This window comes from Streptomyces sp. NPDC002730 (assembly GCF_042888805.1).
Lineage (GTDB): Bacteria > Actinomycetota > Actinomycetes > Streptomycetales > Streptomycetaceae > Streptomyces.
The window spans coordinates 65,020-77,507 of sequence record NZ_JBIAQG010000013.1 but is presented as its reverse complement, the minus strand read 5'-3'; the positions used below and the strand labels follow the sequence as shown (position 1 = coordinate 77,507).

Below are 12,488 nucleotides of genomic sequence, written 5' to 3'. Positions count from 1 at the left end.
CCTGGCATTTCGACGACGATTGTTCGGTACGCCGAGCCTACGTGGTCACCGGGCGGCCTGCCCCACCCTGCGATGACCAACTCTTTCGAGTGATTTTCGAGCGAGTGGGGTGGAGCGCCCTTACGGATCAAGACCCTCTTGCGGGCGGAAATACCGGGCTTTTCGGAGCACAGCCCACCATTCGGCGGTAGGAAGGTCATGCACATCAGGATGCACGCGCGCACCGTTACGTCACGCAGTGTTACGTCAGTCGTCGCGTCTGTTGTCGCGTCCGTTGTCGGTCGTAGAGGAGTGCAAGGGTGAGCCAGCCGGAGATGCAGCCCGGGGGGCCGGCCCGGGAGGAGCGCGGGGAGGCGCCGCGCGGTGATCTGACTGGAATGCCGTTTCCGCTCGGCGACTGGGGAGAGCCGGCGGAGCGCCTCGACGAGCTCTACAGATGGGTCGAGGCGGCGGGGCTGCGTACGGCGGAGTGGTACCTGGCGGAGCGCGTGTGGAAGCGGCGCACGGCGCGTGTGCTGCGGATCGGTACGGCTCTGGGCGTGATCGGCGGGGCGGCGCTCGTCCTCCTCGACCTGACGGCCGCGTTGGCCGACGCCGCGGGCTGGGGGTATCTGTCGCTGCTGCTGGGGGCGGCGTGCCTGGCCTGCGACCGGCATTTCGGGCTGACCTCGGGCTGGATAAGGAATGTCGCGACGGCACAGGCGGTGCAGCGCAGGCTTCAGGCGCTGCAGTTCGACTGGGCGTCGGAGTCCGTACGAGAGGTGCTGGGCCCTACGGAGGGCACGGCGAGCGAGGCGGCGGAGCGGTGCCTCGGGGTGCTGCGCAGGTTCTCGGAGGACATCACGGAGCTGGTGCGGTCGGAGACGGCGAACTGGATGGTGGAGTTCCGCCCGGGCGTCCCGGCGCCGCCGGCGATGCAGTCGATGAGCCCGGGCGCGGGACGGCCGGACACGGGGCCGACGCCGGGACCTGGGCGGGTGCCGTTGCCGCCGGGTACGCGGCCGAACATGCCGCGGCAGCGGCCGCCGGAGACGCCGCGGTGAGGTGAGGTGCGGTGCGGGGTCCCTGCGGGTGCGGGGTCCGCCTGCGGTGCGGGGCCCTGCGGGTGCGGGGCCCTGCGGGTGCGGGCGTTGTCCTCAATCGCCGGACGGGCTGAAATTCAGCCCGGCCCCAGCGGTGCAGGCCGTGTCCTCAAACGCCGGACGGGCTGAAAATCAGCCGGGCCCCTGCCGTGCGGGCCATGTCCCCAAACGCCGGACCGGCCGACATGCAGCCGCGCCCCAGCGGTGCAGGCCATGCCCTCAAACGCCGGGCGGGCTGACTTTCACTTCCGTCGGCCCGCGATCGCCCGGGTCAGGATCGGCGGGAGCAGGTCCCTGACCAGGCGCCGGGTGCGGGAGCGGGCGCGGGGCGGGCGCGAAGGCGTGGTCGCCGCGGGCACCCGCGGCGCAGCGGCCACGCCCGGCTCAAGGCCCGGCTCGGGCGTCGAATCCGGCTCCGGCTCCGGCTCATGGCGGGACCGCGGCTGCGTCGGCACCTGCGCCTTCGTGCCCTTGATCCGGATCAGCGGGCGGCCCGCCACCCCCTCCACCCCGTGCCAGAGGTCCTCGCGCGTCTCCAGCCACGCCAGCAGCGCCTCCCGCACCGGCGCGGGGTCGCCCCATGTGCCGTACAGCTTTGTGCCCGTGATGCAGATCGGCTTCAGGCCCGTCGTGGGCACGGCGCCCCACACCGCCGCCGAGACGCCCGGACAGTGCTCGGCACGGAAGTCGTCGAAGGCCACGATGCCCTCGGGCTGCAGCAGCTCCCGCGCCGCCTCGATGTCGCCGTGGACATGCTCGTACAGATGCGAGGCGTCGACGTGCACGAAGCGGCAGCTGCCCGGACTGACCCGGGAGGTGATCACCGAGGTCGGGGCCTGCACCAGCGTCGGCAGCGCGTCGTGGAACGACAGGTAGTTCGCCTCGAAGGCGCGGCGCGTGAGCGTCGAGTACGACCGGCCCATCTCCGCGCTGTTGGGATCGTCCGGCGCCGGGGAGTCCCAGAGGTCGCAGACCGTGAATTCCTCCCCGTCCCGCAGATACCCGCCCACGAAGATCGCGCTCTTGCCCAGATACGCGCCGAGCTCGAGCAGGTCTCCGCGGCCGTCCGGATCCGTGTCCCGCTGATGGGTCAGGAACCAGTCGAAGAGCAGTTGGTCGGCGGGCCAGAACCAGCCCTTGACGTCCGCGAAACGTGTCGGCCTGGGAAGTTCTTCCACAGTCTCCTTCGCGGTCTGGTCCGCGGTCTGGTCCGCGGTCTCGTCCACGTGCTCCCCCGCGGTCGCCACCGCGGGGGACTGTGCCGGAGTACTCGTCTGTGACATGCCCCGGTCCTACCGGGCCGAGATGTCCCGGAGCTTAAGGCCGCGCATTCAACGGATGTGCGTCAGCTGAAAATGATCATTGAGCCCTGGCCGAGGCTCCGCGTCGCCGCCGCATGCAGCCCCAGCCACACATGCCGCTCCCGCGCGAACGGGCTCTCGTCGTACGGAATCGGGCCCGCCGGCTCCTCCAGCGAGGTGGGACGGTCCGGCGGCTGCGGCGCGTCCGGTGGGTTCGCCGGGTCGATGCCGATCGACGGCGCGACATACTCCAGTTCCCGCAGCAGACCCTGCGTGGAGCCCAACGGGCCGCCGCCCGCCAGTAGTTCGTCGTTGGACAGCGGCGAGCCGAAGTCCACGGGGACGTACGCGCCCGCGTGGTCGTAGTGCCAGACCAGATGCGACTGCTGGGCCGTCGACTCGAACATCTCCAGCAACTGCTCGTAGTCACCGCCCAGTTCGTCCACCGGCGTCACCGCGAGACCGCACAGCTGCAGCAGATACGCGCGGCGCAGGAAGTGCAACGCGTCGTAGTCGAAGCCCGCGACCGGCGCCACATCGCCCGACAGTCCCGGCATATAGGCGAAGACGGGGACCGTGGGCAGGCCGGCATCGGTGAGGGCCTTGTCGTAGGACGCGATCTCTTCGGCGAAGGGATTGTCGGGGCTGTGACACAGCACATCGACGAGGGGCACCAGCCACAGGTCACAGGCCAAGGGAAGGCTCTCTCTCCAACGGGATCGGGCACGGCATAGGGCGCGGTCGTGCGATGGTCGGGACAGCGTAATGCCACGGATACATTCAGCGAAGGGTGCCGCTCAACTGCCCGTCCGAACGGAATTCTTCGGGTCCTGCACATCCCATACCCACACTCCGCCCACCCGCTTCCCCGGCTGCCCGAGGAGTTTCTCCACGGTCGCATACAGCGCCCCGTCGTTGTACTGCGGCTCCAGCACCACCACGCCCGCCTTCCACGCCGCGAGATCGGCGCGCGCCTGCGCCTGCCAGTTGGGGCCGAGCACCGGGACGCGCCCGCTGTTGCGGACATCGTTGAGGAGGTTGGAGGTGTGGCGGGGCGTCGCGCCGTAGATACCGATACGGTCCGGTCCCCACGGCCCGTTGAAGTAGCCGCCGGCGACCGAGAAGCCGAGCCCGGTGGCCGACTGCCAGTGCAGCGCCTCCGCGCTGCCGGGATAGGGCAGCGGCACGGTGACCACCGATTCGCCCTCGGAGACGTACGCGCGGTACATCCCCTCCGCGATGAACGCCGGGACCTCGGACCGCTCCCGCACCGGATACGGCGTCGGCAGCACCGGCAGCAGGGCTGCCGCCACCGCCGCGAGACCCACCACCTGGTGCACGCGCTCCCGCGTGGCCAGCAGCCGGTCCGCGGCCAGCGCGATCAGCACGCCGAGCACCGGCGCGCAGATCATCGCGACCCGCGACTCGATGACCGACTCGAAGAGCGGCTGATGCGCCAGCGCCCGCCACGGGCCCGTCAGCACGGTGTCCGTGTACGGGATACGGAACTTGGGTCCGAGCGACAGGAACGCCGCGGCGAGGCCGGTGAACGCCAGTGCCTTGACCGCCGCGTGCCGCCACAGCCGCACCACGATCGCCGCCGCCAGCGCGATCAGCGGCCAGCCGAAGAAGGCGTTCTGCTCGGTGCGGTTCATCGCGAGCGGGTCCGCGCCCGCGTCGGAACCCAGCAGCGAACGGCCCGCGAACTCCAGGAAGGCGAGCGGGCTGTTGCCCGCGTTGTCGCCGTGCAGCACGCTCTTGTAGCTCTGCGGGCCGAAGAACTGCCAGCCCAGCGGAAAGGCGATCAGCGGCAGACAGACCACGGCCGCGACACCGAGCCCGCGCAGCAGCGGCCGCAGGGCCGCCCGTGCCACATCGCGGCGCAGGAGCGCGTACGAGAGCGCGAAGAGCAGCATGCCGATCGACGCGAGCAGCAGCGGCTCCTCGCCGAGGAAGATCTGGTACGTCGCGAACAGCCCGAGCAGGACTCCGTCGCGTACGACATTGCGGCCTTCACACAGCCGCAGCGCCCGGTCGATGATCAGCGGGATCATGAAGAGCACAAGGAAGTTGGGGTGCGCGTTGCCGTGCGAGATCATCGGCGGCGCGAAGGCCGCGAAGCCTCCGCCGACGGCGGCCGCCCACCGGTTCTTCACCAGCCGCCGGGCAATCAGCCAGTACCAGGCGGTGGCGGTCGCGGCGAGCCCGAGCGTGAGCACCAGCGCCCAGGTGACCGTCGGCCCGAGGAGCAGAGTCACCGGCGTGAGCGGGACGGAGAGCCCGAGCATGACGGTGTTCGCCATCAGGTTCACACCGTCGGGATAGCCCTGCAGGGTCGTGTACAGCGGATTCCGCAGATGCGCGACATTGTCGGCGGTGACCGCGAAGAACCACTCCCACTGGTTCTGGTCCTGCCCGGCGTCGGCGAGGTAGCCGCGGTCGAGGTCGGTCCACAGCCCCTTGTAGAGCAGTACGGAGGCGAGGAGGAAGAGCCCGGTGACGGCGAGGTCCACCCGCCGTACGGCACGCGCGCGCAGCCGCAGCAGCTCCAGCAGCACCTTCCCGTAGTCCAGCGGTCTGACCTTGGAGCCCGCCTGGTGCGACCAGCGCACCGGGACCTCCGTGACCGGCCAGCCCTGGCGCCGGAAGAACCGCAGAATCTCGACGTCGATGCCCCATCCGTCAAGCCGCGAATCGGCGAAGGCCGCACGCGCCTTGTCTCCGTCGAAGAGCTTGAAGCCGCACTGGGTGTCGTGGATGCCGGAGACGGCGACGGCACGTATGAGCCGGTTGCCCATCCGGCCGAGCCATTCACGCATCCGCCGCTGGTGCACCTCGATACGGGAGTCGGGGTGTGCGCGCGAGCCGATCGCCGCCGCGCTGTCCTCGGCCGCGAGCTGCTTGTCGAGCCGGTCCAGCTCCTCGATGGGCGTCGCGAGGTCCGCGTCGGTGATCAGGACGCGCCGGCCGTACGAGGCGAGCACCCCGAGGCGCAGGGCGCTGCCCTTGCCGCGGTTGCCGTCACTGGAGACCAGGTGGATGCGCTGCTCCTCGGCGGCGGCCTCCTGGGCGATCTTCGCGGTGGCGTCGCACGAGCCGTCGTCGACGACGATCAGCTCCCAGTTGCCCCAGCGGCCGGGTTCCGCGCGCAGATGCGCGCAGATCGCGTCCAGGGTGGGCCGCAGCCGGCCCTCCTCGTTGTACGCCGGAACGACGACGCTCAGGTCCACGCCGTCACCGGCGCTCGCCTCCGCGCTCATGCCCACGCCCCCGTCCGAGCTCACCGCTCCAGCCGATCCGCCCACGCGAGCGCATGGTCGTTGTACGCGCCGATGACCGCGCGCACGGAGTCGGCGTCGCCGCAGGTGACGGCGTTCACCAGGTCCTCGTGCCCGTTCCACAGCCAGTCCCGCACCTGCGCGTCGCCCCGCAGATACGGGACGGCGAACACCCAGGCCTGGACCCGCAGCCGGTGCAGGAAGTCGGAGATGTAGCGGTTGGCGACGATCGAGCTGAGCTCGCGCCAGAAGCGCAGGTCGTATCCGATGAGGATGTCCAGGTCCCCGACGCGCGCCGCGCGGGCGGCCTCCTCGGCCCGGCGGCGTACCGACACCAGCGACTGGCCGTGCACTCCGCCCGAGCCGCGCACGGCGACATGGCGGAAGATGCCGTCCACGATCAGCGAACGTGCCTCGACCATGCCCCGGTAGTCGTCGACCGAGAACTGGTGCACTTTGAAGCCCCGGTGCTGGTCGGAGTCGAGCAGCCCCTGGGCGGACAGGTCGACGAGGGCTTCCCTGACGGGGGTCGCGGAGACGCCGTACTGCTCGGCGATCTGCTTGACGGTGAATTCCTGTCCGGGCTGCAAACGCCCCGCAAGCACCTCGTCACGCAGCGCGTCCGCGATCTGTTGCCGCAGGGTGTTGCGGGTGACAGCGGTACTGCTGCTGGTACCGCGCATCGTGGCCTTCTCCTTCACCAGGGGTCCCGGACACGATAGGCCAGGGGTGCTGCACCGGGCGCGGGGCGTACGGTCCTGACGGTGCCGGGAAGGGGAGGTATGTGTGGCTGACGTCTTCGAGGCGGCGACCGGCGACGGCCTGCTGTCCGCCCTGACCGAGCGGGAAAGGACAGCTGAGGTACGGGTCGCCTTCGAGGGCCTGCTGCAGATCCGCCGCGTGACGAACACCGCACCGGCGGCCTGGGAGCTCAACCAGATGGTGCGCGCGGTCGCCCTGGCGCTGGAGGCGGCGGGCGTCCCGGCCTCCGCAGTGGACACCGCGGGCGCGCGGACGGCGACGGGCTACCGCGTGCGCGCCTCCGAGCGCCCGCGCATGGTCTGCGTGGACTGGCTGGGCCCGCCGGGCAGCGGGGCGCCCCAGGAGGAGGAGAGCAGGCTGACCGAGTGCGCGGCGACATTGGGCCGTCTGGGTTGGGAGGCGCTGCTGTACCGGGGACCGCGGCGCCGCCGGTTCCTGGAGGTGGAGCCGGTTTTCAGCCCCGCCGGCGATTGAGGCGCGGGGTCCGGGGCGGAGCCCCGCCCCGAGGCCGGACGGGCCGGCCTACGACACCACGTGCTCGTCGGCAACCGCCGGCGACGCGTCCAGCGGCTCGCCCCCAGGTCCTGCACCACCACGATCCGGCGGCTCGCCGGCATCCGGGCACGGATCTCCGCGGGCGCGTCCACACACGTACCTGCCGACCGTGCCGTACCGCTCTACCTACTGAGCAGCTCGGCAGAGTGCTCCTGCGTGCGGAACGTCTGCCGGTACGCCATCGGTGACACCCGATCGCCGCCGCCATGTGGTGGCACCGCGCCACCGGCGGCCTGCTGAACGACGGCCCGGTCCCACTCGGCCGGGACGTCTCCGGCGTGGTCGAGAAGACCGGTCCTGGCGTCACCATGTACCGGCCCGGCGACGAGGTGTTCGGCATGCCGCTGCTGCCCCAACCGGCGGGCGCACACGCGGAGTTCACGACGACGCCCGCTCCGGCCACCGGGCCCTCGTCCACGCGGCGACGGTCGGTGTCGGCCACCTCGCCGTACGGATCGCCAAGGCCCGTGGCGCGTACGTCATCGGCACGGCGAGCGCGCCCAAGCACGACTTCGTACGCAGCCTGGGTGCGGACGAGGTCATCGACTGCCTGCAGACCGACTTCGCTGCGGCCGCGCGGGACATGGACGTCGTGCTGGACACCATCGGCGGCGAGTACGGGCCGCGTTCGCTCGCGACGCTGCGGCCCGGGGGCATCCTGGTCTCCATCGCCTCACCGGCGGAGGTGTATCTGGCCGGGGAGGCTGAACAGCGGGGCCTGCGCGCCGGGTTCACCATCGTCGAGCCGGACAACGCCAGCCGGAAGGAGATCGCGGCGCTGATCGAGGCGCGCCGTCTGCGGGTGCACGTCGAGACTGTGTGCTGCCGATGGAGGAAGCGGGGGAAGGCCCACGAGCTCGGCGATCCGCGCGTGTATGCGCGCGCGCCAGTAGGCCACGTTTCGCCGGTACCGATGTGACGCGCCGGTACGTAGCCCCATCGGACCGACTGCGCTCAGCCAATGTGTTGATCACCGAGCGCGCCTCCCGCTCCGGTTGCGGACGCGACCGAATCATGCCGTTAGGAGGGCCGCAGGTGCTTCGACTGGGTCCACCGAGCTTCGAGTGATCGGTTCGAACACATAGAGAGAGTGGGACGCTTCATGAGCCCCAAGAGCAGGAGCGGGTCCGGCCTCGGCCCGTTTCCCCAGCGGACCAAGCTGCTCACCGGCGGCGCCATGGCATCGCTGGCCCTCGTGATGGTGGGCCTCAGCAACCCGGCGATGGCGACGGCGTCGAGCCCCCGGGCGAACCTGGCACCCGTGTCCGCGAACGACAGGTGCGAAAGGATCACCTACGACACCGCCTCCGGCCTCCTGGTGGAGCGCGGCGGCGGAGACAAGTGCAAGGGCAAGAACGGCGCCACCGGACCGACCGGCCCGACCGGCCCCGCAGGCGAGGACGGCGCCACCGGACCGACCGGAGCAGACGGAGCAGACGGAGCAGACGGAGTGACGGGCCCGACCGGCCCCGCAGGCGAGGACGGCGCCACCGGACCGACCGGAGCAGACGGGGCAGACGGAGCAGACGGAGCAGACGGAGTGACGGGCCCGACCGGCCCCGCAGGCGAGGACGGCGCCACCGGACCGACCGGACCGAACGGAGTTGACGGAGCTGACGGAGCGACAGGGCCGACAGGGCCGGAAGGTTCGACAGGGCCGGAAGGTCCGACAAATACGGCGTCGTGCTCAGAAGTGGATGCCGTGACGACTCCGACCAACCAGTTCATCGCCCAACTCACCCCCGACAAGCAGATCTTCGTAGGCCAGCGGCCCGCGGCCGGCGGTACATACGCCTTCGTCGAGCTCACTGATGTCCCGGCGAACGCCTGTGGCATCGCCGTCCACGCGGGGCCCGCCGACACGGATTCCGTCACTCCAGACTTCTACGTCACGATCGCACAGGTCGACAGCGACATCCTCCAGGAAGCCGAGTGCAACGCGGCGCTCATCGCAGGTAATCCTCCCACCTGCGGCGCGTTCGGCCCCCCGTTCGCGCTGGCCTCTGTGAACAGAGCCAAGGGCCTGAAGTAGTCCCACACTCTGAAGCCGCCTGGCTTCTTGATGTGTGCCGTGTCCGGTCCCCTGGACACGGCACACGTGCGTCAGCGCCGCCGCCTCCGCGCTTCCCTCACCCAGGCATGGGCGCAGAACCCCTTGGGGGCTACGCCGTGTGCTCGTCGGCCACCGCGAGCGCCGCGTCCAGCGCCGCCAGGCCCTCCTTCGCCTCCGCCTCGGTGACGTTGCACGGCGGCACCGCGTGCGTCCGGTTCATGTTGACGAACGGCCACAGGCCGTTCTTCTTGCACGCGGCGGCGAAGGCGGCCATCGGCGCGTTCGCCTCGCCCGCGGGGTTGTACGGCACCAACGGCTCGCGCGTCTCCCTGTCCTTGACCAGGTCCAGCGCCCAGAACACGCCCGTACCGCGCACCTCGCCGACCGACGGGTGACGCTCAGCGAGCTCCCGCAGCCCCGGCCCGAGGACTCTCTCACCGATGTGGGCCGCGTTCTCGACGACCTTCTCGTCCTCCATGACCTGGATGGTGGCGACGGCTGCGGCGCAGGCCAGCGGGTGGCCGGAGTAGGTGAGTCCGCCCGGGTAGGGGCGCTTGTCGAAGGTCGCGGCGATCTCGGCGGAGATCGCGACGCCGCCGAGCGGTACATAACCGGAGTTGACTCCCTTGGCGAAGGTCAGCAGGTCGGGCGTGACGCCGAAGTGCTCGGCGGCGAACCACTTGCCCGTACGGCCGAAGCCCGCCATGACCTCGTCGAGCACGAACACGATGCCGTACCGGTCGCAGATCTCGCGGACGCCCGCGAGATACCCGGGCGGCGGCGTCATGATGCCGGCCGTGCCCGGGATGGTCTCCAGGATGATCGCTGCGATGGTCTGCGGCCCCTCGAAGGTGATGGTGTCCTCGAGGTGCTGGAGCGCGCGGGCGGACTCCTGCTCCGCTGTCTCGGAGTAGAACCGCGAGCGGTAGAGGAACGGCGCCCAGAAGCGCACGACACCGGCGGTGCCGTTGTCGTTGGCCCAGCGGCGCGGGTCGCCCGTGATGTTGATCGCGGTCGCGGTGCCGCCGTGGTACGAGCGGTAGGCGGAGAGCACCTTGGGGCGGCCCGTGTGCAGCCGGGCCATGCGGACGGCGTTCTCGACGGCCTCGGCGCCGCCGTTGGTGAAGAAGATCTTGTCGAGGTCGCCCGGGGTCCGCTCGGCGATGAGGCGTGCGGCCTCGGAGCGGGCCTCGACGGCGAAGGCGGGAGCGAAGGTGGCGAGCTTGCCGGCCTGCTCCTGGATCGCGGCGACGACCTTGGGGTGCTGGTAGCCGATGTTGGTGAAGACGAGGCCGCTGGTGAAGTCGAGGTAGCGGTTTCCGTCGTAGTCCCAGAAGTACGAGCCCTCGGCACCGGCGACGGCGAGCGGGTCGATCAGGCCCTGGGCGGACCAGGAGTGGAACACATGCGCACGGTCTGCGGCCTTCACGGCCGCGCCGGCCTGGGGGTCGGGATGAGGGGTCATGCGGGCAAGGGTAGAGACGTGCGGGTGGGGGCGGACATGGCCACGGTGTATGGCCTGGGCCGGGTTCCTGGGCAGTGTGTCGGGTCGCGCGGGTGCGGGTGCGCCTGCGGCGGGTCAGTTCCCCTACCCGCCCCTTCCCGAACTGGGGGCAAGCCCCCAGGCCCCGTATGCGACCTTCGGCCGCATGTCCTCAATCGCCGGACGGGCTTGAATTTCTGCCGGTCGGCCCGAATGTTCGGGCCGACCGGCAGAAAACCAGCCTCGCCGGCGATTGAGGCGCGGGGTCCGGGGCGGAGCCCCGAAATCAAGCCCCGCCGGCGTTTGAGGCGCGGGGTTCGGGGCGGAGCCCCGACCTGAGGCCGACGGACCGGGTTCCATTGACAGCATGCTGTCGACATGACAGGCTGCTGTCACCAGGCCAAGGAGGACGCCATGACCACCCGCACCGTTCATCTCGCCGTGTACGACACCTACGCCGACTGGGAGACGGGCCACACCACCGCCCACCTCACCCAGAACGGCTTCACCGTGCGGACCGTCGGGCCCACCACCGACCCCGTCACCACCATGGGCGGCGTCCGGATCCAGCCCGATCTCGCGCTCGGCGACCTGCGGCCCGAGGACAGCGCCCTGCTCATCCTCACCGGCGCGCAGCTCTGGGACACCGGCGACGATCTCGCCCCCTTCGCCGCCAAGGCGCGTGAGTTCCTCGACGCCGGAGTGCCCGTCGCCGCCATCTGCGGTGCCACCGCCGGGCTCGCCCGCGAAGGGCTGCTCGACGATCGCGAGCACACCAGCGCCGTCTCCTTCTACCTCGACGCCACCGGCTACAAGGGCGGCGAGCACTACCGCGACACGGACGCCGTCACCGACGGCGATCTGATCACCGCAGGGCCGACCGAGCCCGTCGCCTTCGCCCGCGAGGTCTTCGCACGGCTCGGCGTGTACGAGGGCGAGAAACTGGACGCCTGGTACCGGCTGTTCCACGACTCGGACGCCTCCGCCTTCGAGGTCCTGAACTCATGAGCCGCGAACAGCAGGACCTGCTCAGCCGGACGGCGCTCGGCGTCTTCCGGCTGAACGGCCAATTCCTCGTCGTGTCCGAGGAGTTGGCGAAGCCGGCCGGGCTGACCGCCGCCTGGTGGCAGGTCCTCGGAGCCGTACTGCGCGATCCGCTGCCCGTCGCCGGGATCGCCCGCGACATGGGCATCACCCGTCAGAGCGTGCAGCGGATCGCCGATCTGCTCGTCGAGCGTGGCCTCGCCGCGTACGAACCCAACCCCGCCCACCGCCGCGCCAAACTGCTCCGGCCCACCGACGAAGGCCGCGCCGCGATCGCGAAGATCGACCCCGGTCACGCGGAACTGGCGGCCCGCCTTGCCGACGCCCTCGGCCCCGAGCAGTTCGCCGAGACGGCGCGGGTGCTCGACCAGCTCTCCAAAGCTCTCGACAGCATCAGTTCGGAGTCCCAGGAAAGAAGTTCGCGCTCGTGACGTAGTCCATCGCCTCGGTGAACACCGGATCACCGAGGCGACGCACCATCTCCGCCTCGCTCACATCCTCGATGTGCGTCTGGATCCACCACAGGTTCCCGAACGGGTCCCGCACCCGTCCGACCCGGTCCCCGAAGAAGAGGTGCGTCACCTCGGTCACCGATTCGCCGCCGCACTCCACCGCCCGCTGATGCACAGCGTCCGCGTCCTCGACGTACAGCCGCAGGAACGCCGGCGTCGGCGGCCAGTCGGCGCGCGGCGCGTCGAACAGCATGACCACCGCGTCCCCGATCCGTATCTCCGCGTGCCCGATGCGCCCGTCCTCGCCGGTCATCCGGCTCAGCTCCACCGCCCCGAAGGCGGCCTTCAGATAGTCGATGACACCGGCCGTGTTCTGCGAAATGATCCACGGTGTGACGCTGGAATAGCCCTCGGGAACCGGCTTGACGGCCATGACAGTCTCCTCGCGTACGGGGTTGCGTTCGTGAGTCCGACGGTA

General features: G+C 70.6%; 12 protein-coding genes and 1 pseudogene. 7 read left to right on the top strand and 6 right to left on the bottom strand.

Annotated features, from left to right (window positions below; translation table 11 throughout):
* Positions 1-299: 299 nt before the first annotated feature.
* A complete protein-coding gene (locus ACFYXH_RS30265) occupies positions 300-1,043 on the top strand; it encodes an SLATT domain-containing protein (RefSeq protein ID WP_389569496.1) in 744 nt (247 codons plus the stop codon).
* Positions 1,044-1,324: 281 nt separating this feature from the next.
* Here ACFYXH_RS30265 and ACFYXH_RS30260 read toward each other — a convergent pair whose 3' ends face one another.
* From ACFYXH_RS30260 to ACFYXH_RS30245, 4 genes are all read right to left on the bottom strand, one after another.
* Positions 1,325-2,365: a class I SAM-dependent methyltransferase gene (locus tag ACFYXH_RS30260; RefSeq protein ID WP_389569493.1), complete on the bottom strand. Its 1,041-nt coding sequence runs from the start codon at positions 2,363-2,365 to the stop codon at positions 1,325-1,327.
* A 62-nt stretch (positions 2,366-2,427) separates the two neighbouring features.
* A complete protein-coding gene (locus ACFYXH_RS30255) occupies positions 2,428-3,078 on the bottom strand; it encodes a hypothetical protein (RefSeq protein WP_326651519.1) in 651 nt (216 codons plus the stop codon).
* A 102-nt stretch (positions 3,079-3,180) separates the two neighbouring features.
* Positions 3,181-5,643 carry a dolichyl-phosphate beta-glucosyltransferase gene (locus ACFYXH_RS30250; RefSeq protein WP_389570023.1) on the bottom strand — a complete coding sequence of 821 codons (2,463 nt, stop codon included), beginning with the start codon at positions 5,641-5,643 and terminating at the stop codon, positions 3,181-3,183.
* Between the two features lie 20 nt (positions 5,644-5,663).
* Positions 5,664-6,344: a GntR family transcriptional regulator gene (locus ACFYXH_RS30245; protein WP_389569490.1), complete on the bottom strand. Its 681-nt coding sequence runs from the start codon at positions 6,342-6,344 to the stop codon at positions 5,664-5,666.
* Between the two features lie 103 nt (positions 6,345-6,447).
* On the opposite strand from ACFYXH_RS30245, the gene ACFYXH_RS30240 reads away from it, so the two are divergent.
* The 4 genes and pseudogenes from ACFYXH_RS30240 (at position 6,448) to ACFYXH_RS30225 (ending at position 9,010) form a co-directional block, all read left to right on the top strand.
* Positions 6,448-6,897, top strand: a complete 450-nt coding sequence (locus ACFYXH_RS30240) for a hypothetical protein (RefSeq protein WP_389569487.1) — start codon at positions 6,448-6,450, stop codon at positions 6,895-6,897.
* 287 nt (positions 6,898-7,184) lie between these two features.
* Positions 7,185-7,268 (top strand): annotated as a pseudogene (locus tag ACFYXH_RS30235) (hypothetical protein); the annotation flags it as partial.
* Positions 7,269-7,432: 164 nt separating this feature from the next.
* Positions 7,433-7,897, top strand: a complete 465-nt coding sequence (locus ACFYXH_RS30230) for a zinc-binding dehydrogenase (protein ID WP_389570020.1) — start codon at positions 7,433-7,435, stop codon at positions 7,895-7,897.
* A gap of 183 nt (positions 7,898-8,080) precedes the next feature.
* Entirely contained in the window at positions 8,081-9,010 is a 930-nt protein-coding gene (locus tag ACFYXH_RS30225; RefSeq protein ID WP_389569484.1) for a hypothetical protein, read from the top strand.
* Positions 9,011-9,140: 130 nt separating this feature from the next.
* Here the strand turns inward: ACFYXH_RS30225 and ACFYXH_RS30220 are convergent, their stop codons facing one another.
* On the bottom strand, positions 9,141-10,496 hold the full coding sequence (locus tag ACFYXH_RS30220) for an aspartate aminotransferase family protein (RefSeq protein WP_389569481.1): 1,356 nt from the start codon (positions 10,494-10,496) through the stop codon (positions 9,141-9,143).
* A 432-nt stretch (positions 10,497-10,928) separates the two neighbouring features.
* Between ACFYXH_RS30220 and ACFYXH_RS30215 the strand changes: the two genes are divergently transcribed.
* Together ACFYXH_RS30215 and ACFYXH_RS30210 are read left to right on the top strand one after the other, a co-directional pair.
* Positions 10,929-11,522, top strand: coding sequence for a type 1 glutamine amidotransferase family protein (locus ACFYXH_RS30215; protein ID WP_389569478.1), 594 nt, complete (start codon positions 10,929-10,931; stop codon positions 11,520-11,522).
* A complete protein-coding gene (locus tag ACFYXH_RS30210) occupies positions 11,519-11,989 on the top strand; it encodes a MarR family winged helix-turn-helix transcriptional regulator (protein ID WP_389569475.1) in 471 nt (156 codons plus the stop codon). Before ACFYXH_RS30215 ends, ACFYXH_RS30210 begins: the two co-directional genes overlap by 4 nt.
* On the opposite strand, the gene ACFYXH_RS30205 is transcribed toward ACFYXH_RS30210, so the two are convergent.
* Positions 11,952-12,443, bottom strand: a complete 492-nt coding sequence (locus ACFYXH_RS30205) for a VOC family protein (protein ID WP_389569472.1) — start codon at positions 12,441-12,443, stop codon at positions 11,952-11,954. The genes ACFYXH_RS30210 and ACFYXH_RS30205 overlap by 38 nt on opposite strands.
* Positions 12,444-12,488 lie beyond the last annotated feature (45 nt).

Coding starts and splice junctions, on each gene's coding strand:
- ACFYXH_RS30260 (WP_389569493.1), bottom strand. CDS start 2,365: ATGTCACAGACGAGTACTCCGGCACAGTCCCCCGCGGTGGCGACCGCG.
- ACFYXH_RS30250 (WP_389570023.1), bottom strand. CDS start 5,643: ATGAGCGCGGAGGCGAGCGCCGGTGACGGCGTGGACCTGAGCGTCGTC.
- ACFYXH_RS30245 (WP_389569490.1), bottom strand. CDS start 6,344: ATGCGCGGTACCAGCAGCAGTACCGCTGTCACCCGCAACACCCTGCGG.
- ACFYXH_RS30225 (WP_389569484.1), top strand. CDS start 8,081: ATGAGCCCCAAGAGCAGGAGCGGGTCCGGCCTCGGCCCGTTTCCCCAG.
- ACFYXH_RS30220 (WP_389569481.1), bottom strand. CDS start 10,496: ATGACCCCTCATCCCGACCCCCAGGCCGGCGCGGCCGTGAAGGCCGCA.
- ACFYXH_RS30215 (WP_389569478.1), top strand. CDS start 10,929: ATGACCACCCGCACCGTTCATCTCGCCGTGTACGACACCTACGCCGAC.
- ACFYXH_RS30210 (WP_389569475.1), top strand. CDS start 11,519: ATGAGCCGCGAACAGCAGGACCTGCTCAGCCGGACGGCGCTCGGCGTC.
- ACFYXH_RS30205 (WP_389569472.1), bottom strand. CDS start 12,443: ATGGCCGTCAAGCCGGTTCCCGAGGGCTATTCCAGCGTCACACCGTGG.